The organism is Alkalihalobacillus sp. BA299 (assembly GCF_017745675.1).
In the GTDB taxonomy this organism is placed as follows: domain Bacteria; phylum Bacillota; class Bacilli; order Bacillales; family Bacillaceae_F; genus Alkalihalobacterium.
The window spans coordinates 153,597-179,009 of sequence record NZ_JAFLJM010000005.1; the positions used below are offsets into that span (position 1 = coordinate 153,597).

The following is a 25,413-nucleotide window of genomic DNA, read 5'->3' on the forward strand; positions in this document are numbered from 1 at the left end:
GTATGGAAAGAAGGATTTTTTTGACTTCCTAGACTTCTTCGGTTTATTCAGTTTCCTCTAACTAAAAAGGAGGAGTAACGATGAAAACGTCAACTGATTTTAAGAAGATGAAACAAGCAAATGAAAAAATTGCAATGATTACAGCATACGATGCACCATCAGCAAAATTAGTAGAACAAGCAGGAGTCGATATGATTTTAGTAGGTGACTCTTTAGGAATGGTCGTGTTAGGCTATGACTCAACTGTACCAGTCACGCTAGAAGATATGATTTTGCATACTCGAGCTGTAAAACGAGGAGCGACACAAACCTTTGTCGTAACGGATATGCCGTTTCTTACTTATCATAGTTCGATTAGTGAAACGATGAATCATGCTAGACGCCTTATGCAAGATGGTGGAGCTCATGCCGTAAAGGTTGAAGGAAACGGTGAAGTCATTCATACGATTGAAAGTTTAACTAAGGCAGGTGTTCCTGTCGTTGCCCATTTAGGGTTAACCCCTCAGTCTGTAGGTGTACTTGGTGGCTATAAAGTGCAAGGCAAAGATAAAGAAAGTGCAAACGAACTAATAGTAGATGCAAAAAAAGTAGAACAGGCAGGAGCAATTGCTCTCGTACTTGAATGTGTACCAAAACAGTTAGGTGAATATATTAGCAAACAGTTAACGATCCCTGTTATAGGAATTGGTGCTGGTGCGGATACAGATGGACAAGTGTTAGTTTACCATGATGTGATTGGCTATGGTGGAGGATTTGTTCCTAAGTTTGTGAAAAAGTATGCGGACGTTTCACCAGTTATTCACCAAGCAGTCTCCAACTATGTGACAGAAGTGAAAAACAATCAGTTTCCAGAAGAAAAACATACGTTTACTATGAATGAAGAACATCTCTCGCACCTTTATGGAGGCGTAAAATAGAAAATGAAAATTGTTGAAACAGTAGAAGAGTTACAGACGATCATAAAAAAAACGAAAAAAAATGAAAGCGTTATCGGATTTGTCCCGACGATGGGATTTTTACATGAAGGCCATTTAAGTCTCGTTGAACAAGCAAAAAAAGACTGTGATTTTGTTGTGATGAGTATTTTTGTTAATCCACTACAATTTGGCCCGAATGAAGATTTCGATCGTTACCCGAAAAACTTTGAGCGAGACAGACAGCTTGCTAACAATGCTGGAGTTGATCTTTTATTTTATCCTAATGTAACTGAAATGTATCCGACAGAACCAGCGATGAAAGTCATTGTTCATGAAGGTGTTGATGTTCTCTGTGGAAAAAGCCGGCCGGGACATTTTGATGGGGTAGCAACCGTTGTCTTGAAGTTATTTAATATGGTAACACCTGACCGTGCCTATTTTGGGATGAAAGATGCTCAGCAAGTGGCCGTGATTGAAAAGCTAATCCGTGATTTTAATTTACAAGTGGTACTCGTAGGCTGTCCGACGCTTCGTGAAGAAGATGGTCTTGCGAAAAGTTCACGAAATGTAAATTTAACAGCTGAAGAAAGACAAGAAGCTTCGTCAATATACAAAAGTTTACAACTTGCAAAGAAACTCATTTTAAATGGGGAACACAAAGCTGCACTTATTAAAGCAGAGATGACTACTTTCTTGCAAAAGAACAGTTCGGGAGCAATTGATTATATTGAGCTTTTATCGTACCCAGATTTACATCAACAAGAGCAATTGGAAGGAAAAGTGATCATTGCCATTGCCCAACAATATTCAAAAGCCCGATTAATTGATAATATCGTATTAGAGATTTAATAAAGACTAACGTTTTTTACTAAGTGGGGAGACCAAGGAGGAAAAACAATGTTTCGTACAATGATGAAATCGAAAATACATCGTGCTCGTGTCACTGAAGCTAATTTAAATTATGTCGGTAGTATTACGATAGACGAAGATATTATGGATCAAGTCAATATTGTTGAAAATGAAAAAGTGCAAATCGTGAACAATAATAATGGAGAACGCTTTGAAACGTATGTTATTGCTGGTCCAAGAGGAAGTCGGGTTTTCTGTTTAAATGGAGCAGCTGCTCGCCTTGTTCAAGAAGATGATGTCATTATAGTCATTGCTTATGCTCTTGTTGCCGAAGAGAAAGTATCAACACATAAACCAAAAGTTGCCATTATGAACGAAAAAAATGAAGTAGTTGAAATGATTGGAACTGAGCCTGCTGCTACTGTATTGTAAGCCAACTATTACTAACATAATCCCTTCTTATTAGATGAAAACTGATGGATAACAGCATCTAATGAGGGGGGATTTTTTATGCAAAAAATAGAAATTAAACAGTGGGAAGCCATGATAAAACAATTAAAAAATAATTGGCATAAAATCGGGGAAAATGAACGAAATGAGTATATTAACGAATTATCGAAGCTAAATGAAGCTGTTTTAGATAAATGGGTACAAATGGATGAAGAGTTACATTATTTAAAAAGTGAAATCAAAAATTTTACAAATGAGTGTACTCAGTACTCATCAAAAGGTACTTCATATTTCGAATTAAATTTATATGAAAATGCAATCGAGGAATTTCTTCAAGAAATACAGAGTGAGGGTCATCCAGTCGTAAAATTATTTCTCGCTTATTCCTACTTATACGTTCAAAATTATGACAAAGCAAAAGAATGGTTTCTTTTTTTAATCCACAGTAAAGAATCCATTTGGAGTCAGCATTTTGCATATGTTGGCCTCGGTTGTCTTATGGCTCAACAAGGTAAATATGATGAAGCGATACCCTATTATGAAAAGTCATTATCTCTTACCAACAATTCAGATGTAGTGTATAATTTAGGAATGTGTCACTTTTTGCAGAAACAACCAAAGTTGGCGTTACCGTATTTTAAGGAAGCAATCGAGTTAGTTCCAGAAGATGGAGAAGCTTATTATTTTCTTGGGCGCTGTTATTTAGAGCTAGAAAAATATGATCAAGCGTGTCAAACCTGGATTACAGGGCTACAGCTCGTTGAAACTCGAGGGATGTTACAAACCTTAGCTTACGAAATGGAGTGGATGGGATATTACGCTGGAGCCATCCATTGTTATAAAAGACTGTTAACGCTCGGATATAAAGATGTTGAAATTTACCATGGGTTAGCATGGAATTATGGATTACTTGATATGCGCCAAAGTGCAGATGAGCTTTTTATGAATTTAATTCGAGAAAATCCAAATCATGTAAATTGTTGGGTTTCGTACTTATGGTTATTGCAGGCATGGGGTGAGAAAGTAAAATTCGAAAAAGTACGATCCTATTGTCACCGATTAAACATTTCTCATCCATTGATAGAGCAAATGCTATAAATCGTGTAGTCATATTAGAATAGTCCTCGAGAGGTGAAACTCGTGATTGAAACACGTTTTGTCGTTGTAGATATAGAAACAACCGGACATTCCGCTGAGCAAGATAGAATTATTCAAATAGGTGCAGTGTTAGTTCAAAATGGGGAAATCATTAAACGTTTTACTTCCTTTGTCAATCCGCAAATGAATATTCCTTCTTTTATTGAATCATTGACAGGGATCACAGATGACATGGTTGCTCTTGCACCTACATTTGAACAAGTGATTCCTGAGCTACTTCAGATGTTGGAAGGTTCATTTTTCGTAGCGCATAATGCCCAATTTGATTTATCATTTTTGCAAGCCCAGCTCGATGAGGTGGGTTATCGTTTATTCCAAGGTCCAGTAATTGATACAGTAGAACTTTCTAGATTACTTTTACCAAACGAAGAAAGTTATAAGCTTCAGCAGCTTGCTGAAAGTTTTAACTTCCAGCATGATCGCCCACACCAAGCAGATAGTGATGCAGAAGTCACAGCTTTATTATTGTTGAAAATGCTCAGTAAACTAGAAAATTTACCGCTTATTACTTTACAAAAATTAAAGGAAATTACCGCTCGTTTAAAAAGTGATTTCCATGATTTATTAGAACCGATTATCACTCGAAAGCTTACGAGCTATAGTACGGACGCGGACTTTGGATATGATATTTATCGGCAAATTGCACTTAGAAAAAAATCTGTTGCGATGGATACTGATCAGGGGCTAGAACTGCCACTGCTCTCAGGTTTTGTAAGCGAAACTTTTACAAATAGTGCTGAAATGCATAAAATATTTCCGAATTATTCAGTTCGTCAAGGCCAGCTGAAAATGATCGCTGCAGTTTTTGCTGCATATGAAAGTCGAAGTCATTTGTTGGTTGAAGCAGGCACAGGAACAGGAAAGTCATTAGGTTATTTACTACCGTCGATCTTTTATGCAAAAGCCGAGAAAAAACGTGTTGTAATTAGTACACATACGATTCCTTTACAGCAACAATTATTAGATCAAGATATTCCCAAATTAAAAAAGCTGTTACCTTTTCCGTTTCGTGCTGCTTTATTAAAAGGCAGAAACCATTATTTATGTTTAAGAAAGTTTGAACAGCGTCTCCAAAATCATGGAGATGATAATTATGATACGTTGTTATCAAAAGGACAAATCTTAATCTGGCTTACTGAAACCTTGACTGGTGATGTTGAAGAATTAAATCTTCCATCTGGGGGTCGTAGTTTCTGGCATGAAGTTCAAAGCGAATCAAATACTTGTTTAGGACCTCAATGTCCTTGGTTTTCGAGATGTTTTTATCAACAGGCTAAAAAAGCAGCCCAAACAGCAGATCTTATCATTACGAATCATGCGCTTTTATTTACAGATGTCGCAGAGATGCAAACGATTATTCCTAGTTATTCTCAAGTAGTGATTGATGAAGCACATCATTTTGAAGATGTAGCAAGTAATCATTTAGGGGTGTCAATTGACTTTCACAAGCTTGCTTTTTTATTTAACCGTCTTGGAACAACAACTCAAAAAGGCTATGTCCAAGCAATTTTATCAATAACAGAAAAATATGGGTTAAGTTTAATCGTTGATAAAAAATCAATCGAAAAGAAAATTGAATCGGCAAAGGTTGAAATTGATGAGTTATTTCGAATGCTACATAGTTATGTATTAAAAATGAAAAAGTCATCCTCCACTGAAATTGGACGTTTATCTTATCGGTACCGCGCACCTAGTGAACAAGGCACGCTCTGGCAATGTATATTAGAGTGTTCGTTAAGAGTTCATTCGTTTTTCATAGAACTTACTCAGCTGTTGGAACAATTCGTATTAAGCTTGACTGAAGTCATGGATAACTTTTCTTATAAGGAGAAAGGGACGCTGAATGACTTCCAGGGACTAATCACTCATTTTAATGAAGTAAGGCAGAACATTGAGCAGCTTCTTCTTGAATACGATCCTAATGCTGTATATTGGATGGAGATTGAGGAAAAAGGAGCAAAAAATGCTACTTATTTATATAAAAAACATATTCATTTAAGTGAAACATTAGCCGATCAATTTTTTGCAAAAAAAGCCTCCGTTGTTTTAACGTCAGCTACTTTATCGGTAAAAGGAGCATTTGCTTATATGATTGAGAGGCTAGGCTTAGCGGATTTTGGTCCAAAGACACTTATGCTGCCATCACCATTTGATTATGCAAATCAATCGAAATTATATATTCCAACGGATACATTTAATATTAATGAACAATCAGAACGTTTTATTGAAGATATTGCAGATAAAATTATTAAGTTAGCCCAAGTGACAAAAGGTAGAATGCTTATATTATTTACGTCCTTTGTTATGCTTAAACAAACGTATCAAAAAATAAAAGAAGTGATGGGAGAAGAAGAATTTTACTTAATAGGACAAGGAATTAATAGCAGTAGTCGTTCGAAGCTAATTAAAACGTTTAAACAAAGTGACCAAGCGATATTATTTGGAACGAGTAGCTTTTGGGAAGGGATTGACATTCCAGGAGAAGACCTAAGCTGTTTGGTCATTGTTAGGCTTCCTTTTTCACCTCCTGATGATCCTGTTTTACAAGCTCGTTCTGAACAAATGAAGCTTGAAGGGAAAAATCCATTTATGAATTTAGCTCTACCACAAGCTATTTTAAGGTTTAAGCAAGGAGTAGGTCGTCTGATTCGTTCAGAGCAAGACCGTGGGGTGATCGTTGTCATGGACCAAAGAATTTCAACAACTCGTTATGGAAAAATGTTTATTCACTCGATTCCAGACATCCCTGTAATTAAGGCAAATACGGATGAGTTACTGTTCGAATTAAAAGAGTGGTATAAAAAATAGCCAATATCATCATAAATGAAGGCGAAGCATACATTTAGTTTTAGTAACATAAGTTTGGGTGGATTGTTACAAACTAAAACAGCTAATGGAATTATTCGGAGGTTTTCGCGTATGCAGATGCTTATTAGATGGCTAGCATGCTTCTTTTTTTGCATGTTTTTATTAACGGGGTGCCAAATAGTCTCAGTGGTAAATACGACGGATCAACTCGAGGTTGAGTTCTCCCTTGAAAAAGATGAAATTGCCTTTACGTATTTTGACCTTCCTAGTGGAGAGGCGACATTAATACAATCAGGTCAAGGTGGAACGGTTTTAATCAACACAGGTCATCCATCGTCGCAAGTTGAATTAGCAAAAAAACTACATATGTATCATGTCGATGACATTGACTCCTTAATTATTACGAATCATAGTGAAGAGTACAGTGGAAATATTCAGTGGCTTGCAGACCATTATCAAATTTCATCGATTATTGTTCCACAGGCGGTAAAGGGAGCACTTGAAGATAATCTCATTCGTGGGAAAGAAAAATTAACAGGCTGGAAAGAAGGAGAAATACATGAAATTCTTCCAGGTCTAAAAACAGAAGTACTTTTTACCGGTGGAAGTAACGATTATGAAGCAGGCTTAGTTCTTTTATTTTCGTATGGAGAACATCGGACTTTGTATATGGGGATTGCTAATGCAGAAGTGGAGGAGCTACTAACGTCCAAGTATGATTTAAAATCGACGATATTAAAGGTCGGTGATTTTGGTAGCTCTTACGGAACATCACAACAATTTTTGGAGAAGGTGGATCCGCAAGTCGCGATTCTTTTTACACTTAAAGGTAAGCGCCCGAGTGAATACGTTTTAGAGCGATTACAAGAAACATGGATTGACGTTTACCAAACAAATAAAATGGGAGCTGTTTCCATTAAATGTACGCCGGAAAATTATGAAATCTGGACCGTACGTGCAAGTAAGCAGGATTTTAAAGTTGCGTCGTCAAATAAATAATAATTATTTAACTAGTAATTTTTTTTAAAAGAAAGGATATTTCAATAGTATGGACAAAGTTTTTTATAACGGAGTCATTATTACAGCAGATGAAGAGGATCATGTATATTCCTCTGGCTATGTTCACGTGAAAGATGATCATTTTTTTGAAGTCGGTGATGGGTTTCCTCATCATATTCCATCTCAAGATACAGAGTTTTATAATTTAAATGGCAAGTGGCTTGTCCCAGGACTTATAAACACGCATGGTCATACACCGATGACACTTTTAAGAGGACATTCGGATGATTTGCCTCTTCAACGGTGGCTAAAAGAAAAAATGTGGCCGATGGAACAAAAATTAACCAGGGAAGCAGTTATAGCAAGTTCAAAATTAGCTATGGTGGAAATGCTCAAATCGGGTACGACAACATTTTTGGATATGTATCATCTTTATCTTGACGATATTGCAAATATTGTGGATGAGGCAGGGATGAGAGCTGTTATTACACGTGGAATTATCGGGTTATGTTCTAGGGAGGAACAAAAAGCAAAGCTAGATGAAGCCCTTTCAATAGCAAGAAACTGGCATGGGAAGGGAGAGGGGAGAATTACTGCTATGTTGTCCCCGCATTCCCCTTATTTATGCCCTCCTGATTTTATTGCCGAAATTGCTCATGAAGCGAGGGGGCTCGGATTACCCGTTCATACTCATATGTCTGAAACAGCTCATGAGGTCGAAGAAAATGTTAAAAAGTATGGTAAGCGCCCTGTAGAACATTTATGGAGTACTGGCTTTTTTGATGGAAGTGCATTAGTCGCCCATGCTGTACATGTAAATGATGAGGAATTAGATATACTCGCACAGCACCGAGTAGCGGTTTCCCATAATCCGATGAGTAATTTAAAGCTCGGCTCAGGAGTCGCGCCTATTAAAACTATGCTTAACAAGGGAATTACGGTTTCAATCGGTACAGATAGTGTCGCATCCAATAATAATCTTGATCTTATTCAAGAGATGAGAACGGCTGTTTTATTACAAAAAGGAATAAATCAAGATGCTACTGCAGTAACAACAGCCGAAGGTATTAAACTTATTACAGCAAACGGCGCTAAAGCTTTAGGACTTAACGAAAAGGTTGGTTCGATAAAAGCAACGAAGGAAGCAGATTTTATTATTCTAGAAGCACATGCCGCCCATTTGCAGCCTGAAATTAATGCAAGTTCACATTTCGTTTATTCAGCAAGTGGCCAAGACGTGCTAGATGTATATGTAAAAGGTAAGCAACTCGTCAAAAACAAACAATGTTTATTACTTGATGAAGAAAAGATTGCTTTTCAATGTAATCAATTTTATCAGAAGATGATAATGTAAGAATGAATAAATCCTGTATCATAATAGACACAGGATTAATGAGGTGTGAGTTGGAGTTATTTTTTTTGATAAACTGTTCATGACCCGCGATTAAGTAACGTTGGAAATTGGGTTTGTCTTAAACTACAACCGATAGTTTTTACTTTGTTTGGACGTACCGGAGACGAAAGAGAGAACCATTCTTTTTCAATTTGATACCTTTCTGCCGTTGAAAGGTGAACATGAGGCCATTGTATTTGATTGTTTTTCAATTGCCACTCCTCCTTTGTGGGAGCTTAAGTATAGTATGTCCTTCAAATGTAGCTGTATGTTTAGTAATCGTTGCACGGACAGGAAGAAGTTAAATATTATTTGGAGGAATAGAATATGGATCAGAAGGTGGTTGTATTATCTACCGTAAAAATTGAGAAAGCCCCAGACGTGTATAAAATTGTCGATGCACTAAATCGGACACTGAAGGAAAAGGACCTTATGTTTGGGCTAGCACTCGATGACGAAGACACAAATAAGATGGTGTTTACCATTTATCGAACCTAAAGATTGGTGATTAGTTTATGCAAAAGTGGGTTATAACAATTGTATGTTTGCTTATCCTTATCGGAGGAGGTTTATTTGCATATTTTTATCAAACAATACGCTCTTCGATTAATGAGCAAGAGCAACTCGCAGTTCAAAGAGTTTTAAGTGATACGGACATAACAACGGTTGAGGAAGTTTCAATTTATCATGGTACTAAACCATATACTGTCATTTTAGGCCAAAGTAAGGAAAATCGCGTCGTTGCTTGGGTTGGAAATGAAGAAGAACGTATTATCGTAAAAAATGCAAAAGACGGATTAAGAAAAGAAGAAGTAAAGCAATTTGCATTAGCCGAGTTAGCTCCTAAAAAACTAATTGCTATACGTCTTGGTATGGAAAATCATTTACCTATTTATGAAATTACATATTTAGATGAAAATGATCGGTATACGTTTTACTACATCACATTTGAAGATGGTACATTTGTAAAACGATATAGTTTAAAGGCGAAAGATTAAATTGAAATCATTGAATTCTTCAGATAACGGTTGATTCATGTTTTCACAATGATTATAGTTATAGTGTGTATTTCTAAAGTAGAAGAGGAATGAGGAGGACAAAATGAAGCTAGCTAAAAGAGTTTCTACATTAACACCATCATCGACGTTGGCGATTACAGCAAAAGCGAAAGCATTACGTGAACAAGGTCATGATGTCATCGGATTAGGAGCAGGAGAACCAGACTTCAACACCCCACAATATATTATTAATGCGGCTGTTAAGTCAATGGAAGAAGGGCATACAAAATATACGCCATCTGGCGGGCTTCCGAAATTAAAAGAGGCAATTATTGGAAAATTTAAAGAAGATCAAAACATTACATATTCAGCAAATGAAATTATCGTTTGCTCTGGAGCAAAGCATGCACTTTATACCCTTTTCCAAGCGATCCTTGATGAAGGTGATGAGGTTATTATCCCAACTCCATATTGGGTAAGTTATCCTGAACAAGTGAAGCTTGCAGGTGGAAACCCAGTTTATATTGAAGGAAAAGAAAGCAATGAATTTAAAGTGACAAAGGAACAATTAGAGGGTGCAATCACTGAAAAAACAAAAGCATTTATTTTAAACTCACCAAGTAATCCAACAGGATCTATGTATAGTGAAGAAGAGCTACAGGTAATAGGTGAAGTTTGCTTAAAGCAAGATATCCTTATCGTTTCAGATGAAATTTATGAAAAACTTGTCTATGACGGAGCAAAACACACATCAATTGCTCAACTTTCAAACGAGTTAAAAGAACAAACAATTATCATCAACGGTGTATCTAAATCCCATTCAATGACGGGCTGGAGAATTGGTTATGCAGCAGGAAATGCTGAAGTCATTAAAGCAATGACCAACTTAGCAAGTCATAGTACATCCAATCCAACGGCGAACGCACAATTTGGTACAATCGCAGCTTACACAGAAGATGATGGCTCTGTAGAAAAAATGCGGCAAGCATTTGAAGAGCGACTGCACACCGTGTATGAGCAGTTAGTTGCAATCCCAGGGCTTTCATGCGTTAAGCCTAAAGGGGCATTTTATCTATTCCCTAATGCAAAAGAGGCAGCAACAAACTGCGGGTACGACAATGTGGACGATTGGGTAACTGCTCTATTAGAAGAGGAAAAAGTAGCCCTCGTTCCGGGGTCTGGCTTTGGAGCACCAGAAAATGTAAGACTATCCTATGCAACATCGCTTGAAGCCATTCAAGAAGCATTAACAAGAATCGAACGATTCATTGAAAAGAAAAGCAAATAGGGATAAGACAAAAGGTTGATCGATCCATTTGGGTGGTCAACCTTTTTTACTGTAATATATTCAGTATTTTTAATTGCCTAGGTGCCCGCTGAAGGAAAAAATCAGGAGAATAAAGTCATCATCAAAGGGAATAAATGCCATAATACTTTAATAACTGCATGAAAACTTGCTCAAGATTAGTAAAAGCTAGTATAATGGTTGTTGGTATATATACAATTTATACATAGAAAGATACATATATTTTTGGAGGGAAAATAGTGAATAAGACGACGATTTCAAAGGTCGGACACTTTGTCGGACAAGAAGTCAAAATAGGTGCGTGGCTTGCTAATAAACGTTCAAGTGGAAAAATTGCTTTCTTTCAGCTAAGGGACGGCACAGGTTTTATCCAAGGTGTTGTAGTAAAAGCAGAAGTTGGAGAAGAGATTTTCTTAAAAGCTAAAAATATAACTCAAGAATCATCCCTGTATGTAACGGGTGTTGTCCGCGAAGACGAACGAGCTCCATCAGGTTATGAATTAACGGTAACAAATGTTGAGGTTATTCACGAAGCAATTGATTATCCAATTACACCGAAAGAGCACGGAACAGAGTTTCTAATGGACCATCGTCACCTTTGGTTACGTTCTAAAAAACAGCATGCGAACATGAAAGTACGTAATGAAATAATTCGAGCGACGTATGAGTTCTTTAACAAAGAAGGTTTTGTAAAAGTCGATCCACCAATTCTAACAGGGAGTGCGCCCGAAGGTACAACCGAATTATTTGCAACGAAATACTTTGATGAAGATGCATACCTTTCACAAAGTGGACAGCTCTATATGGAAGCTACAGCTATGGCACTTGGTAAGGTGTTTTCCTTTGGTCCAACATTTCGTGCGGAAAAGTCAAAGACGCGTCGTCATCTCATTGAATTTTGGATGATCGAGCCAGAAATGGCTTTTTATGAATTTGAAGATAATTTAAAAGTACAAGAAGAATATGTTTCTTATGTTGTTCAATCGGTGTTGAAAAATTGTTCGATTGAATTAAAAGCGTTAGGTAGAAATACGAGTAAGCTTGAAAATATCGTTGCACCGTTTCCTCGTATTTCTTATGATGATGCGATTAAACTTTTACATGAAAAAGGGTTTGATGATATCGAGTGGGGTGATGATTTTGGTGCACCTCATGAGACTGCAATAGCTGAAACGTACGACAAACCTGTATTCATTACGCATTATCCAACGAGCTTAAAACCTTTTTATATGCAACCTGATCCAATAAATGACAAAGTTGTATTATGTGCTGATATGATTGCTCCAGAAGGCTATGGAGAAATAATTGGAGGCTCAGAACGCATTCATGATTATGAGCTACTTGCCAAAAGAATGAAAGAGCATGATTTAGATCTAGATGCATATAAGTGGTATGCGGAATTGCGTAAATATGGCTCGGTTCCGCATTCTGGTTTTGGGTTAGGTTTAGAGCGTACAGTTGCATGGATATGCGGAGTAGAGCATGTTCGTGAAACAATTCCATTCCCAAGATTACTTAACCGTTTGTACCCGTAAAGAAAAGCGAATGTCACTTTGTCAGTCCAGACAAGCAGATATTCTGGCAGGCTAAAAAGGACAGTTAAATAGAAAGGATGTAGGAATGGGTCAGATCCCAAAGTCAATCTTGATGACTATGTGATCTGATCTTTTTTTGAGGCTCTTTTCTAAAAGATTGTTGCTTTTAGCTATTGGACCGTTAACCAAGCGAAAGCTTGGTTCTTCACGCTTTGGCGTGAAGCCTTTGAACATAAATCAGCCAGATATTCATCAAAGATGTGATGAGTAGCTGATGAAAGGAAAAACTGTCGAGTAATGCCAAATGATGTTGAAGGGGTTCCGTGTTATAATGGGTGTTGAGGTGTTTTTATGAAAAATCGTTTTATAATGCAATGGATAACTGAAGGTCAGCTTTCAGTGCCAAAGCTTTTACTAAAAAATTATCGGAAGATCGGTTTAAATGAGGAAGAATTCGTATTGCTACTTCAAGTGTATGACTTTTTGTCAGATCATCATCCGTTTCCGACTCCTGAAGATTTATCAGAGCGAGGACCTTCTTCTTTAGAATGTTCTAGAATCCTACGGCAATTGCTGAAAAAGGGATTTCTATCCATTGGAGAACATGTAGATGAAGACGGGATTTTATTCGAATCCTATAGTATTGAACCGCTATGGGAAAAGTTAATTCATTTTATGACAAACGAACAAATAGAAAAAGAAAATGTAACGAAACAACAAGAAGAGTTTAACATTTATTCGGTGTTTGAAAAGGAGTTTAGTAGACCCCTTTCTCCAATTGAATGTGAAACACTAGCGATGTGGCTCGATCAAGATCATCATTCACCAGAAATTATCCGTGCGGCACTCCGAGAAGCGGTTGTTTCTGGAAAATTAAATTTCCGCTACATTGATCGGATTTTATTTGAGTGGAAGAAAAATGGAGTTCAAACGTTGCAACAAGCGAGAGCTTACGGAGAGAAGTTCCGTAAATATCAACATTCTAAACAACCGACTCAAGAAAAACGAAAAGTAGAGCCGTTCCCTACCTATAATTGGTTAGAGAAATAATGCTGGAGGTCAACGAACGATGCTTACGAAGAAAGACATTCAATACGTACTTGAAACGATGGGGGAGATGTTCCCTGATGCGGAATGTGAATTAACGCATTCTAATCCGTTTGAACTTTTAATTGCTGTTGTATTATCTGCACAAGCTACGGATGCACTTATTAATAAGGTTACCCCGGATTTATTTGCAAAATACAAGAAACCTGAAAATTATGTTGCAGTGCCTATAGAAGTGCTAGAAAATGATATTCGTCGGATTGGGTTATTCCGTAGTAAAGCAAAAAATATCAAAAAACTATCACAATCATTAATTGAGCAATATAACGGAGAAATTCCAACTGAACGAGACGAGCTAATGAAGCTAGCTGGTGTAGGACGGAAAACAGCGAATGTGGTCGTTTCAGTCGCTTTTGACACACCGGCGATAGCTGTTGATACCCATGTAGAGCGAGTGTCAAAACGGTTAGGGATTTGTCGTTGGAAAGATAATGTGCGAGAAGTAGAAGAAACATTAATGAAAAAAATTCCGAAAGAACAATGGTCGGTTACACATCATCGACTCATTTTTTTTGGTCGTTACCATTGCAAAGCTCAGTCCCCACAATGTGAAATTTGTCCGTTGTTAGATATTTGTCGTGAAGGTAAAAAACGTATGAAAGTGAAAGGAGGAAAAGGGTAGAATGGAAAAAAGTTACCCTATTCCGACTTCTTTTTGTGTATTTCCGTTTTATGTAGAAGAAACTAATTTTAATTTGAACAAAACGAGAGCGAGGCAATCCGTATTATTTTATGAGGATATGTTAGAAGCGTTAAATGTACCAAATTCAAAACCGTGGCTAGCACCTCAAAACTATGTACCTGAACTTTTTCAACAATGGAAGCAAATAAATCTACATTTAAGTGATTTGTATAAAAGAAGAGATCGTCAAGCGGCTAAACCTTTAATGATCCAGCAAATCGCCCAATTGATTCAAGTGATCTTTTGGACAAATGGGGTACCTGTTGCTAACTTAGATCAATTAAACTGTATTTTAGATCAACTTCAATATAAGCCAGTAAATAGTAGTGAGCGACTATCTTTTATCGTAGCTGAACCTGATCATTTTCAATCTTATAATCAATTGAAAGCGTTATTTGAGGAAGCCGAAAAAATGTACTATAAAATAATAGCTAAAAATAGGCAATAATCAAAGAGCGCTATTACGCGGTGCTATAATTCACATAGGACATGATAATGAAGATGATTTATTTAAGTGTAACTTGTGTTTAGTTCGTTAATGAATTTAAATACGATCTTCTCATTTTTTAGAAAATTCGTTATAGTAAAAGGGATAAGGATGGTGTGGAGACATATGACAGTTGTAAAAGAGAAATTGAAAATAGAGTCAATCCCTTTCTCGCAAGAAGAAGAGTATCGCCTTGAAAAATTAACAGAGAAACAAGATAAGAAAACATTTGAAATCGCTTTTTGTGGACATTTTTCTGCTGGAAAGTCAACAATTTTAAATACTTTACTTGGGGCAGAAGTCTTACCGACAAGCCCGATTCCAACTAGTGCAAATATTATTGGTATTAAAAATGGTGAGTTAGGCTTAACGCTACATACGAAAGACGGCGGGCAAAAGCAATGGAAAGGTGAAATCCCTTGGACACAAGTACGTGAGTGGGGGATGAATGGAAATGAAATATCCAATATGGTTATAACGGCACCTTTACCTTTTTTAGGAAACACCAGCTGTATACTTGATACGCCTGGTGTCGATTCAACAGACGAATCGCATGAAGCGGTAACAGTGGACCAACTATATACAACCGATGCAATTGTATATGTTATGGACTATAATCATGTTCAATCTGAAACGAATCTATATTTTTTAAAACAGCTTTCACTTGAGAAGAAACCGATTTATATCATCATTAACCAAGTTGATAAACATAATGAGCAAGAAATCCCATTGTCCGTTTTTCGGAGATCTGTTCAGGATGTGTTTGGTCGCTGGGAGATTCGTCATTTAGGTTTGTTTTTTACGACGATGAAAAAACCAGATCATCCACTAAATCAATTTAGGCAGTTTGAAAAAACAATAAAATCACTTTTATATCATAGTGACAGTTTATTAACCGGATCACGTTTACGTTTAGAACAAGGCTTTTATCAAGCGGTGGAAAATCGTCTGCAAGAAGACAAACTAGAAGCCGTTGATCACTTACTAGCAGAAATGAAAGAGAAAGGCTATGATGCTTCTCAATTAGATGAACAGCAACATTTAACGGAAAGGCTAATGGAAGTTCGCCAGTATGATAAAGCAATTTACAAAGCGTTTGACGATGAATTAGGTAGTCTTTTTAAAAATGTAATCTTATTTCCATATACGACAACTGATTTAGCTCGAAATTGGATTGAAAGTATTCAACCTGGATTTAAAGTTGGTTTTTTATTTTCAAAGAAAAAAACACAAGAAGAACAAGGAGAACGTTTAAAACGACTCGTTCGTGACTTGCAGGATAAAGTTAAAACGCAATTATTGTTCCATGTTCAAGCTTATTTTCAAAAGATTGATCGCACGAAATTAACGAACGTTGACAAAGTAGAAACTGCAATCAATGAGTTATCTTTTGAAGTAACCGATGCATTATTAAAAAAGAATGTAAAGTCAGATCATGCAAGTCGGGATTACGTATTTGCTTTTACGAATGAAATGACGGCAATTATTGTAAGAGCTATTCGAAACAGGGCGAGAGAGTTAACAGATTTGCAAATAGAAGGGTTAAAAGAGACGTATCGTGAGGAAGAAGAAAAGATTAAAATCCGTTTAGCTACGTTTAAGGATATTGAGGCATATGTCGATGAGATTAACAAGGTAAAAGCAAATTTTGATACGCTAATTGAGATTGTTCAAGATTATTTACAAACGTATCCACCTGAACGAGAGTACAATGAAGAGCTAACGAAGGCTTCGCAAAAAATATATCCAGACAACTCAGAGAATGGCTTTGCGAATGTCATTTTACCAGAAGATGGTGTCATTGATACGAGTTGGGAAGTTGTCGAAGAAAAATCAGAGATCCATTTTTCTGAAGAAGAGACATTGACTTGGTTACAATCCATCAAAAACGTGCTGAATCAACACCAAGATCAAATGATTGTTTCTCATGAGCGCAAGCACTTAGTTGATCGTATTGAACGTTATGAAAATCAAACGTTTATCATTTCTTTGTTTGGTGCCTTTAGTGCTGGAAAGTCTAGTTTTGCTAACGCTTTATTAGGGGAAAATATTTTACCAGTTTCACCTAACCCAACTACAGCTACTGTCAATACAGTGGAAAAGTCTACAGCCGATCACCCTCACGGTACAGCAAAAGTAACCGTTAAATCTGAGGCTACCTTAAATGATGAAATCCAGGCAGTCAGTGAGCAATTAGACATGTCTCTTGATTTAGAACGACTTGTCAAATGGAAGCCGAATATGAAGGAGTACGTTTCAAGCTGGCAAAAAACGTACGCAGAGTACTTAGTAACAATTCAGAAAAGTATTGCATCGACTGACTGGAAGCTCGGCAGTGAATTTACTGCGACTCACGATGAAATGCAGTCGCTCGTGGCTGAAGAAAGTAAAGCGTGTTTAATTGAAAAAGTGAATATTTATTTTGATAGCCCTATTACACAAAAAGGAATTGTACTCGTTGATACACCAGGTGTTAATTCAATCCACGGACGTCATACGAATGTTGCTTTCCAGCAAATGCGCCAGTCTGATGCGATTTTCTACTTGACCTATTATAACCATGCCTTTTCTAAAGCTGATCAGTATTTTCTTCAACAGATGGGGAAAGTCAATGAAAGCTTTGGTCATGATAAGCTTTACTTTGTTATAAATGCGGCCGATTTAGCGAGTAGTGAAGGTGAGTTAAACGGAGTCCGCAAACACGTCTATGATCAGCTCAAGCGTAATGGAATTGAACGTCCGAGGCTTTATCACTTATCGAGTAAAGAAGGGCTTCATGCAAAAAAGCAGCAGCTTGATACTGAAACCACTTTTGCAAGGTTTGAACGTTCGTTTTATGAATATACGATCCTAGAACTAAAACAGTTAAGTGTGAAAATGATTACAGATGAGCTCCAGCAGTTTACAAATAAGCTTAAAGATAGTATTTCTTTTATGAATGAAGAGGCAAATGAACAAAAAGAAAAGCACGAAAAGCTAAAACAAACTGTAAATAAAGAAATGGACCATGTTCAAAACACGTCGTTCGCGTTTGCATTAAGAGATATTTTATTAGAATTCGATCAACTTGTTCTTTATTTACGTGACAGAATGCGCTTTGTTCTCAATGATTATTTTGCTAGTGCGATTAACGTAGCTGTTTTAACTGGTAATAGTAAAAAAGAACTCCATGAGCAGTTAACAGGTGCCATAAAAGAATGGCGAGGTTTAGGAGAATACTTTTTAAAGCAAGAGCTAGAAGCAACTGTTATTCGCATGGAAGAGAAAGTGAAGGAACGAGCGAAAAAATGGCTTGATGAACAAATCACGATGTTGAAAAAAGAGTTACCCTACATTTATTGTGAAGATGAAATTCATCTACCAGCGATTTCTGTTGAATTAAAAAATATGACATTATCATTAGATACGAAAAAATATTTACCGTTTTTGAAAACGAAGAAAGATTTTTTTGAGAACGGTGTAGTGAAAGAATTTAAAGAAATCATTGTAGCTGATGTGGTAGAGAGCGCAAGGGACGTTATTACTAATAGCGCCAAAAAGATGTCCAATGAATTTGAACAAAAATTACAAGTTATTGAACACGAATTAAAACAACGGTTAGTTGAGTCGATACAAAATGAAATAAATCGCTTCGAAGCGTTGTTCGATACGAAATCAAAATCAGCATTAATATCTGAATATGAAGAATTAAAACGGTATGTTTCTCACGTTTAACCCAACGTCAAGATTTGCACTTCAATAGATTAGAGATTGAAGTAAATTAAAATTAAACGAGAAAGAGGCTGATCTTTAGATCAGCCTCTTTCTCGTTTAATCTCGTTCTTTTTCTTTCTTCTTCTTTTCGATATCCAACACTGCTTCTGTTAAAGATGTTGATGTACTTGTTGCTGTATCTTCTTCCTCTTTCTCTTCCTCTATCTCTGTTTCTTCTTCAGAATCTGGCTCTGGATCTGGGATTAAGTCAATTGGTAATTCCAGGTCTTCATCAGTAGGGGATTCTTCTGGTGGTTCAGGGTCTTCCTCAACTGGTTCTTCAATTTCAACTTCTGGAATGGAAACTTCACCTTCAGCAGGATCACTTTTTACTTCAGGACTTTCATCAGCGACTGCAATAATTTGGATACGGTATGTTGAACCTGGTGTTGGACTTGTTATAATATGTTGCATATCCTTTGTCTTCATAATCGGCTCGAATCCACCATCATCGATACTTTGCATAATGTTAAATGTTACAGCATCCTTTAGGTCACTCGGATAATCCCAAGTTAGCATAATTTGATCTGAATCTTTGTTGTATGCGACTGAAAGGTCTGTAGGTGTAGGAATATGTTGGTACTCCTCAGACACTTTAGTTGGTTCTGTCCCTTTAACAAAATATTCGTACACGATTTCACTTTTTGGTGTAAAAGGACTCGGTAATAACCCTGTTTTTCGCTCTATTCCGACTTTAACAACGGAATCAGGCTGATTGAAGTCAGGTGTTTCAATCTGCTTTGAAACTTCTTCCATGATTACTTTAAAAATTTGCTGTGCTAGTCTACGATCATTTCCAATAAGGTAATTTCCTTCACCTTTACGATCATACCCTGTCCAAACGGCTGCTGTATATCTTGTTGTGTACCCAGCAAACCAAACATCTGGAACTCCGTTGGCAGGTATGTTAAATGTATTTTTATCTTCTGCACTAAAATTCGTTGTTCCGGTTTTTCCTGCAAGTGGTAAACTAGGAATATTGGCATGCGTTCCAGTTCCGCTAGTAACAACAGATTTCAGCATATCGCTTATCATAAATGCTGTATAGTCACTCATAGCAACAACTGGATCTGGTGTCAGCTTAATAACACGTCCATCTGGAAACTCAATTTTACGAACAGTATGTGGTTCGATATAAATTCCTTCATTACCAAACGCTGCATAGGAGCCAGCTAAATCTAAAGTTGATATTCCCGTTGTAAATCCACCGATTCCATATGGCTCGTAAATTTGATCATTTTCAAATGGTATGCCAAGTGTTTTCGCAAAATCTCTAGCGTTATCCAATCCAACTTCTTGCAACGCTTTAATAGCTGGAATATTTAATGAGTCGGCTAAAGCTTTTCGCATCGTAACTGGGCCCGAATAGGAGCGATTATGGTTACGAATTGGTGTTCCATCTGAGTAATTATGTGGTTCATCAACAATGATTTTTCCTGTCGACCATTTAAAATGCTCAATTACAGGACCGTAATCTAGGACGGGTTTAATCGTAGAACCTGGTTGTTTCTTAATATCAGTTGCAAAATTAAAACCGCGTTTTACTTCATTTTGATGTCGACCACTACCGATCGCTTTAATTTGACCAGTAGCTGTATCGATCAAAGTCACACCTGCTTGAAAGTCCTCATTATCAGGATAACCTTGTATAAATTCATCGGTCTGTAATACTTTTTCTACATGTGATTGAGCATTTCGATCAAGTGTCGTATATATTTTTAACCCAGCAGTATACAGGTCACTCGTTGTAATTCCTTCAATCGCTTCAACCTCTGTTAACACTTGATCGATAAATGCTTGATAAGGGCTTTCTTCACGTTTGGCTGGATTAAGTTGATCAACAACTGAAACGGCTTTTGCTTGTTCTGCTTCTTCTGCCGTAATTTTTCCATGGCGTTCCATAAGACTAATGACCGTATTTCTACGTTTTTCAGCAGCTTCAGGATTTTTTAATGGATTATAATAATTTGGGCGTTGTGGCAATCCAGCAAGTAGAGCTGCATCTGCAATTGTCAAATCTTCTAGGTTTTCTTTGTTAAAATACGTAATGGCTGCTTGTTGAACACCGTAGGCGCCATTTCCAAAATAAATCGCATTTAAATACATTTCTAAAATTTGATCTTTTGAATATTGTTGCTCTAACTTAATCGCCAAATATTGTTCTTGAATTTTACGTGAAATTGTCTTTTCAGGTGACAAAAATAAGTTTTTAACAACTTGCTGTGTAATTGTACTTGCACCTTCAGCACCAAATCCACCAGTAATATTAGCAGCTACAGCACCAACCATACGACGGACATCGACTCCGAAGTGTTCTCGGAAACGAATATCTTCGACTGAAATGAATGCATTTTCGACAAGCTCGGGAACATCGTTAATATTTACATATATTCGATTTTCAACTGCTTCAAGTAGAGTAAAAGATTCATCATTCTGATCATAAATTTCAGTGGACTGAGCAAGCAATAATCGCTCCTCGTCTAGCTGTGGTGAAGAAGCGATCATAGAAAATACGGTAATCCCGCCAGCGATAACAAGGACAGAAAAAAATACTGCAGTTGCGATGAAAAGCTTCTTAAATAACCCTTTTTTCTTTTTATTAGGATTCGTCTTCGTTTGCTCTTTAGCACGACGACGACCTGTACGTGTATTCATATTATCACTCATTTTTGTTCTTCCTTTCTAAGCTTTACGAAAGAATATAACCTAACTTTTATTTTATCTTTATATATGGCTCTTTTCTCAAAGATTGTTGTTTTTAGCTTTTGGACCGTAAGCCAAGCGGATGCTTGGCTCTTCACGCATAGCGTGAAGGTTTTGAAAATAAAATAGCCGTTTAGACAAATGAATTTGTCTTGAAAAGGCTATTTTATTTTCAAAAAACGGTCCAAAAGCAACAAAGTTTACGAAAGCAGCCTTATATATTAACGATTTTTGTGAATGTTTGGTTACATTATGATTGAAAATAAAGTAAATCAACCACTTTTAAATAATCAATTCTAGGATGAAATTCTTGTTCAATTAAATAACCAAGCTGAGCAATGTCAGCTTTTGGGATCGACTTGCGTCCACTCTTTTGTTTTTCATAAAAGTCAATTAAATGCTGGGCATTCAGATAATAAACTTCGTCTAATGACGTAAATCGCAAAATAATAAAGCAGATACCTTGTTGAGCAATGACTTGTTTCATATGATCAATCTGATGTAGGTGAATATTTTGCAACGGAAAGGACGTTTTATTTTTTGTTTCTTTTGCTTCAAAATCGATATGTCTTCCGCGATAGACACCATTATAATCTGTAGTCGAAGGTTGTTTAAAATAAGCTTCTTTAATGACAGCAGCACTTCGCTTTGGATAGTCAACTTGTACAATTTGTAAAGGAGTCGGTTTTTTGTGAATCACAGCAATTCCACGACTTAAATAATAGGCATTTGTATCATTTAAATCTTCTTCAAGTGTCATCCCACGATTACTGAATGTTTCGCTTTTACTAATTCTTGAACGGTTAACGGGTGCGGAGTACTTTTTACCGTTAGGGTATCGTATAGCCAATGTAGATCAGCAACCTTTCGTTCAAAGAGTATGTCTTTATTCATCATGTTAGACTAAAAGAAGTCATATGATCAAAAAATTTCATCACATTATCATAACATAAAACAAAGAATCAGAGAAGATGAAAAGGTGAGTGCTCATGGTTCCTTATGAAAGTCAAATGGTACGAACCATTCAAGCTAGAACACAAGCTGCTAATCAAGATAATATAAGTAGAACGATTTCGTACTTGAATTATTATAAAAGAAATAAAGAGATCTGGTGGGCTCTCTTAGCCAGTATGGTTTCTCGTAACGCAGGTTGGAACATGACAGATTTAAAAAGTAACTGGTATAAAAACATGATGACCCCAAAATATAGTTACACATTATTTTTAACATTTGAACGTGCCAATTGGCTTATTTTTTCAGACGCTTTCCCACAATTACTCATTTATGAAGTGTCCAAGCTTGAAAATAAACCACTTTTTCATTTATTAAAACATTTTGGTGTTAGTGAATTTATGGTTAGAGAATGGGGAGTATTCTGGGAGAAGGGGGAATTAGAACGACTATGTACAGCACAAATTATTAATGAACAACATTTAATTCAACAACCTGTTATTGAACATCCCTTTTTCTCCAAATTTGTATTTAATACGCTACCTTACTTTTTAGTCGAGCACCTTCATTTTAATACTGTTTTATTTCCGGCGCTTGAAGGGAATTTATATGGATTTAGTGTGCAACGATTTAAAAAGGTCGATCGACGAATTGAGTTAGGGAAAAAATTAGCCTGGTTACTTTTTAAGTCTGACAAAAGCTCGGACATTCAAACCTTTGCGCTTCAGATTGAGCCAACAGGTTCTAGACGAGATTATGAAAAGTATTTAAAGTGGCAAACTACAAAATGCAGTCCGATCCTTAGGTCTGTTTATCGACCGATATTACATCAAAAAGATAATGATAAAGATTGGTCTTTATCGGTAAAAAACCTAGATCGTTTTTTTTATAGGTGGGAGTATCCAAGTCGCGATTTTATTTTGACTAACTGGTATCAACATAAGATGCTGGAATTATTTTTAGCTATGAAATTTGAACAAGCGATTGTAAAAGCGCTTCGTTAAAAGTAGTGGAGGTATGTGGAGAAAAACGCTTGTTTACTTTCAAATAGCATACTTGTGGTCCGCATAAGCAAACAAGAAAAAAGGCTGACATTGCGTCAGCCTTTTTACCTCTTTTTACCTTATTCAGCAGGTCGATTTGGTCCCGTTAATTTTTTGTCTCCATAACCTGGAGTGCCTGGATTTTGTTGGCTTCCTGGTTGTGCTGTTTGTTTTTTCATTTCTCGTTTATTGTTTTTAGCCATTGTTTACCCTCCATATTTTTATTCCGGAATAGTATTTGCTAATAAGACAAAACCATACATTAGAATATAAAAGAACGACTTAATTTGGAAGATCGTCACTTTCTTTGACGAATAAAAACTAGTTTTGTCAAGGGTGAAGGGAAAGAAAGAAAGCACTTCGAATAGTAAACTTAAACTAAAGTGTGATGGAGGGATTTCTAATGGAAAATGTATTAAAAACTAAGGAAGTGTCTGATCTATTAGGTGTTAATCCAACGACGGTTCAAAGATGGGTCAAGTATTTTAATATTCATTGCCAAATGAATGAACATGGACATTATTTATTCCAAACACCACATGTTGAAATATTAAAGGAAATTCAAGGGCAATTAAGTGAAGGTAAGAAAATGAAAGATGTCATGGTATCGAATACGAGCATGATTCAAAAAGATGAGCAGTCTGACGAAATGATTCCGACCTTTAAATATGAACAAAAATTAGAACAGATGATGGAGCGGATTGAGGAACTTGAGCAAAGACTTGCTTCGAAAGCAGATGATGTAGTAACGTATCAACTTCTTAATCATCGAAAAGAAATTGAAGCTATGAGCAAAAGCCTTCAGTCGATCGAACAAAGATTAGATGAAATGGATGAAGTTATAAAACAAAATATGACAATCCCTATAGAAGAAATGCCACAAAAAAGAAGATCATTTATGCAAATTTTTTCATTTTAACTCTTTTTTGATATGATGGTCATGAGGTGATAGTCATGACGCATGAAGAATTAACAAAGTTAACAGAGCTAACAAATCAATTACGCCAATTTAACAATGAGGGGAAACAACAATATATAACTCATACGATCAATGAGGGCTTTACTGCTGATTTTTATACAGACGTAAAGCCTTTTGCTGATCGTGTTTTTGTTGCCGCGAGTGAATGGAAACCCTTGGCTGAACAATGGGTGAAAGAGTATAAACCTAAATATGTTTATCCGATGCAACTGTCTAATGCTTATGATCAATTATTAGAAACGTCTGTTGCAGCTTTTCAGAAAGATACAAAGTCAAAACGTTTTTTAGAAACGATCAAGTCTATCGATTATATTTTAGAAACGATGGTTATTCAATTTCAGCACCCCAATAAGTAAGAAGTATGTTAATATGAAAGAAAACTCTGAATGGAGTGATTGGATGAAAAACATTGTAGACTTGGAATGGCTCAATGGTCATTTAGAAGATCCCCTTGTTCGTATTATAGATTGCCGGTTTCAATTAGGAGATCCACAGCATGGCTTCAATGCATACATAACAAATCATATTCCTGGTGCTTTTTATTTTGATTTAGAAAAAGATTTATCTAGTCCTATAAAAGCACATGGGGGTAGACATCCTTTACCAGATGTACAACAGTTGGCAAGAAAATTATCTGCTGCAGGTATTGATGAACATGTAACGGTTGTTGCTTATGATGATCAAGGTGGTCCATTTGCGTCGAGACTATGGTGGCTATTAAAGTATTTAGATCATTCGAAGGTTTATGTATTGAATGGAACGTATAGTGAGTGGAAAGAAAAAGGATATGCGATAACCGATCAAATTCCAGAAATACCTGCTCGTGAATTTAAACTGAACATCAATTCTTCTTTACTCATTGACCGCCAAGAATTAGTTGAGAAACTAAAGTCGAACAAAGAAGAAATCCAATTACTCGACTCAAGGGAAGAAAGGCGCTACCTTGGTTTAGAGGAGCCTGTCGATAAAGTAGCTGGTCGTATTCCGACGGCCCGTCACTTTTTCTGGAAGGGTAATTTGGCACCTAATCAAAAATGGAAAACAGTTGCAGAACAAAAAGATCGTATAGAACGACTAGATCCGGACAAAGAAGTTATTGTTTATTGTGGTTCTGGTGTTACGGCATGTCCGAATGTATTAACGTTGAATGAGGCAGAATTTCCGAATGTACGGCTTTACTTAGGGAGCTGGAGTGACTGGATTACATATGATGATTATACGATCGAAAAAGGATAAAAAAATGTGGTGACAGGCACTTTCACTGCTTTAATGTAGTGAAGGTGCCTGTCACCGTG

23 protein-coding genes are annotated in these 25,413 nt (G+C 36.6%); 19 read left to right on the plus strand and 4 right to left on the minus strand.

Features of this window, described 5'->3' with window-relative positions; genetic code table 11:
* Positions 1-80 precede the first annotated feature (80 nt).
* From panB to J0N78_RS08580, 7 genes are all read left to right on the plus strand, one after another.
* Positions 81-917 (plus strand): 3-methyl-2-oxobutanoate hydroxymethyltransferase, encoded by an 837-nt coding sequence (gene panB / locus J0N78_RS08550; protein ID WP_209122622.1) that lies wholly within the window; start codon positions 81-83, stop codon positions 915-917.
* Positions 918-920: 3 nt separating this feature from the next.
* Positions 921-1,766 (plus strand): pantoate--beta-alanine ligase, encoded by an 846-nt coding sequence (panC, locus tag J0N78_RS08555; protein ID WP_209122623.1) that lies wholly within the window; start codon positions 921-923, stop codon positions 1,764-1,766.
* Positions 1,767-1,814: 48 nt separating this feature from the next.
* The gene (gene panD / locus J0N78_RS08560; RefSeq protein ID WP_209122624.1) at positions 1,815-2,198 is read left to right on the plus strand and encodes an aspartate 1-decarboxylase; all 384 of its coding nucleotides are present in this window, start codon (positions 1,815-1,817) and stop codon (positions 2,196-2,198) included.
* Between the two features lie 78 nt (positions 2,199-2,276).
* A complete protein-coding gene (locus J0N78_RS08565; RefSeq protein WP_209122625.1) occupies positions 2,277-3,314 on the plus strand; it encodes a tetratricopeptide repeat protein in 1,038 nt (345 codons plus the stop codon).
* 42 nt (positions 3,315-3,356) lie between these two features.
* A complete protein-coding gene (dinG, locus tag J0N78_RS08570) occupies positions 3,357-6,182 on the plus strand; it encodes an ATP-dependent DNA helicase DinG (RefSeq protein ID WP_307794914.1) in 2,826 nt (941 codons plus the stop codon).
* Between the two features lie 111 nt (positions 6,183-6,293).
* Complete coding sequence (locus tag J0N78_RS08575; protein ID WP_209122626.1) at positions 6,294-7,181, plus strand: ComEC/Rec2 family competence protein; 888 nt, start codon at positions 6,294-6,296, stop codon at positions 7,179-7,181.
* A 49-nt stretch (positions 7,182-7,230) separates the two neighbouring features.
* Entirely contained in the window at positions 7,231-8,535 is a 1,305-nt protein-coding gene (locus J0N78_RS08580; protein ID WP_209122627.1) for an amidohydrolase, read from the plus strand.
* 77 nt (positions 8,536-8,612) lie between these two features.
* Here the strand turns inward: J0N78_RS08580 and J0N78_RS08585 are convergent, their stop codons facing one another.
* Positions 8,613-8,786, minus strand: a complete 174-nt coding sequence (locus J0N78_RS08585) for a hypothetical protein (protein WP_209122628.1) — start codon at positions 8,784-8,786, stop codon at positions 8,613-8,615.
* Positions 8,787-8,901: 115 nt separating this feature from the next.
* On the opposite strand from J0N78_RS08585, the gene J0N78_RS08590 reads away from it, so the two are divergent.
* The 8 genes from J0N78_RS08590 to J0N78_RS08625 all read left to right on the plus strand — a co-directional run bounded on the left by J0N78_RS08590 (position 8,902) and on the right by J0N78_RS08625 (position 18,403).
* Positions 8,902-9,072 (plus strand): YpmA family protein, encoded by a 171-nt coding sequence (locus tag J0N78_RS08590; protein WP_209122629.1) that lies wholly within the window; start codon positions 8,902-8,904, stop codon positions 9,070-9,072.
* Positions 9,073-9,089: 17 nt separating this feature from the next.
* On the plus strand, positions 9,090-9,572 hold the full coding sequence (locus J0N78_RS08595) for a cell wall elongation regulator TseB-like domain-containing protein (RefSeq protein WP_209122630.1): 483 nt from the start codon (positions 9,090-9,092) through the stop codon (positions 9,570-9,572).
* Positions 9,573-9,675: 103 nt separating this feature from the next.
* Entirely contained in the window at positions 9,676-10,860 is a 1,185-nt protein-coding gene (locus J0N78_RS08600; RefSeq protein ID WP_209122631.1) for a pyridoxal phosphate-dependent aminotransferase, read from the plus strand.
* Positions 10,861-11,117: 257 nt separating this feature from the next.
* Positions 11,118-12,413, plus strand: a complete 1,296-nt coding sequence (gene asnS, locus J0N78_RS08605) for an asparagine--tRNA ligase (RefSeq protein WP_209122632.1) — start codon at positions 11,118-11,120, stop codon at positions 12,411-12,413.
* A 351-nt stretch (positions 12,414-12,764) separates the two neighbouring features.
* Entirely contained in the window at positions 12,765-13,463 is a 699-nt protein-coding gene (locus J0N78_RS08610) for a DnaD domain-containing protein (protein WP_209122633.1), read from the plus strand.
* A gap of 19 nt (positions 13,464-13,482) precedes the next feature.
* Positions 13,483-14,142, plus strand: a complete 660-nt coding sequence (nth, locus tag J0N78_RS08615) for an endonuclease III (protein ID WP_209122634.1) — start codon at positions 13,483-13,485, stop codon at positions 14,140-14,142.
* A 1-nt stretch (position 14,143) separates the two neighbouring features.
* A complete protein-coding gene (locus J0N78_RS08620) occupies positions 14,144-14,650 on the plus strand; it encodes a YpoC family protein (RefSeq protein ID WP_209122635.1) in 507 nt (168 codons plus the stop codon).
* Between the two features lie 165 nt (positions 14,651-14,815).
* Positions 14,816-18,403, plus strand: coding sequence for a dynamin family protein (locus tag J0N78_RS08625; protein ID WP_209122636.1), 3,588 nt, complete (start codon positions 14,816-14,818; stop codon positions 18,401-18,403).
* Between the two features lie 96 nt (positions 18,404-18,499).
* Here the strand turns inward: J0N78_RS08625 and J0N78_RS08630 are convergent, their stop codons facing one another.
* Both J0N78_RS08630 and recU read right to left on the minus strand, forming a co-directional pair.
* On the minus strand, positions 18,500-21,109 hold the full coding sequence (locus tag J0N78_RS08630) for a transglycosylase domain-containing protein (RefSeq protein ID WP_209122637.1): 2,610 nt from the start codon (positions 21,107-21,109) through the stop codon (positions 18,500-18,502).
* A gap of 286 nt (positions 21,110-21,395) precedes the next feature.
* Positions 21,396-21,995: a Holliday junction resolvase RecU gene (recU, locus tag J0N78_RS08635; protein WP_209122638.1), complete on the minus strand. Its 600-nt coding sequence runs from the start codon at positions 21,993-21,995 to the stop codon at positions 21,396-21,398.
* Positions 21,996-22,134: 139 nt separating this feature from the next.
* Here recU and J0N78_RS08640 point away from each other — a divergent pair, with 139 nt between their 5' ends.
* Complete coding sequence (locus tag J0N78_RS08640; protein ID WP_247747198.1) at positions 22,135-23,100, plus strand: DUF2515 family protein; 966 nt, start codon at positions 22,135-22,137, stop codon at positions 23,098-23,100.
* A 119-nt stretch (positions 23,101-23,219) separates the two neighbouring features.
* On the opposite strand, the gene J0N78_RS26130 is transcribed toward J0N78_RS08640, so the two are convergent.
* Positions 23,220-23,342 carry a hypothetical protein gene (locus tag J0N78_RS26130; RefSeq protein ID WP_280637196.1) on the minus strand — a complete coding sequence of 41 codons (123 nt, stop codon included), beginning with the start codon at positions 23,340-23,342 and terminating at the stop codon, positions 23,220-23,222.
* 200 nt (positions 23,343-23,542) lie between these two features.
* On the opposite strand from J0N78_RS26130, the gene racA reads away from it, so the two are divergent.
* From racA to J0N78_RS08655, 3 genes are read left to right on the plus strand one after another with little or no spacing between them, the layout of a single operon-like run.
* On the plus strand, positions 23,543-24,058 hold the full coding sequence (racA, locus tag J0N78_RS08645; protein ID WP_209122639.1) for a chromosome-anchoring protein RacA: 516 nt from the start codon (positions 23,543-23,545) through the stop codon (positions 24,056-24,058).
* A 35-nt stretch (positions 24,059-24,093) separates the two neighbouring features.
* Positions 24,094-24,474 (plus strand): YppE family protein, encoded by a 381-nt coding sequence (locus J0N78_RS08650; RefSeq protein WP_209122640.1) that lies wholly within the window; start codon positions 24,094-24,096, stop codon positions 24,472-24,474.
* Positions 24,475-24,517: 43 nt separating this feature from the next.
* Positions 24,518-25,354, plus strand: a complete 837-nt coding sequence (locus tag J0N78_RS08655) for a sulfurtransferase (RefSeq protein ID WP_209122641.1) — start codon at positions 24,518-24,520, stop codon at positions 25,352-25,354.
* Positions 25,355-25,413 lie beyond the last annotated feature (59 nt).